1 protein-coding gene is annotated in these 1,083 nt (G+C 75.3%); it reads right to left on the bottom strand.

Annotated elements, in window-relative coordinates; translation table 11 throughout:
* Window positions 1–1,083, bottom strand: a 1,083-nt coding sequence (locus MXD58_RS25295) for a UDP-N-acetylmuramoyl-L-alanyl-D-glutamate--2,6-diaminopimelate ligase (protein WP_250610163.1), incomplete at both ends; no start/stop codon positions are given.

The raw sequence follows: 1,083 nt of genomic DNA, 5'->3' as shown, positions 1-1,083 counted from the left end.
CGGCGATGGCCGCCGCCCGGTCCGGTTCCACCAGCACCCGGTCGCTCCCGCGCAGCGCCGCCGGCACGCCAGCGAGCATCGCCGCGAGGATGTCCGCGGGATCCTCGGAGCGCGGATTGTCATTCGTGAGGATGGCGAGGTCGGCGAGCGTGGCCGCGGCGGCACCCATCAGCGGGCGCTTGGCGCGGTCGCGGTCGCCGCCGCAGCCGAGAACGATGATCAGCTTGCCCTTCACCAGGGGACGGACGGTGCTCAGCAACGTCGTGACCGCGTCCGGGGTGTGCGCGAAGTCGACGAGCGCCAGGAACGGCTGGCCGGCGTCGACCCGCTCCATCCGGCCGGGCACGCCCGCGAGCGACCCGATCCCGGCGGCCGCGGCGGCCGGCTGGACCCCGACCGCGACGAGCAGCGCCAAGGCGCCCAGCGCGTTGGCGATGTTGAACAGGCCGGGCAGCGCGACGCTGAGCTCGACCCGTTCGCCGCCCGGTCCGTGGGCGACGAGTTCGCTGCCCGTGGGCCCCGCGGCGAGGTCATGCGCCGTCCAGTCCGCCGGACCGTCGAGCGCGAACGTCACCGCGTCCGGGCGCCGCGACGCCAGCCGCCGGCCCCACTCGTCGGCCACGCCGATCACCGCGGCCCGCGCCCGGCCGGGAACGAACAGGCTCGCCTTCGCCTCGAAGTACTCCTCCATCGTGGGATGGAAATCGAGGTGGTCCTGGCTGAGGTTGGTGAACAGCGCCCCCGCGAAGTGCAGGGCATCCGCCCGGTGCTGGGCCAGCGCGTGGCTGGAGACCTCCATGGCCGCCGCGTCGACGCCGTGTTCGACCATGGTGGCGAGCAGCGCCTGCAGGTCGCCGGCTTCCGGGGTGGTATGGGCGCTGGGCAGGCGCCGCTCGCCGACGCGGGTCTCGACGGTGCCGATCAGGCCGGTGGTGTGGCCCGCGGCCCGCAGGCCGGCGTCGAGCAGGAACGCGGTGGTCGTCTTGCCGTTGGTGCCGGTCACCCCGAGCAGCGCGAGGCGGGCCGACGGATCGCCGTAGATCCGGGCCGCCACCGGCGCGAGGTCGCGGCGCGGGTCCGCGC

The organism is Frankia sp. AgKG'84/4 (genome assembly GCF_023242965.2).
In the GTDB taxonomy this organism is placed as follows: Bacteria; Actinomycetota; Actinomycetes; order Frankiales; family Frankiaceae; genus Frankia.
The sequence above is the reverse complement of the archived record's forward strand: the minus strand, read 5'-3'. Positions and strand labels throughout refer to the sequence as shown.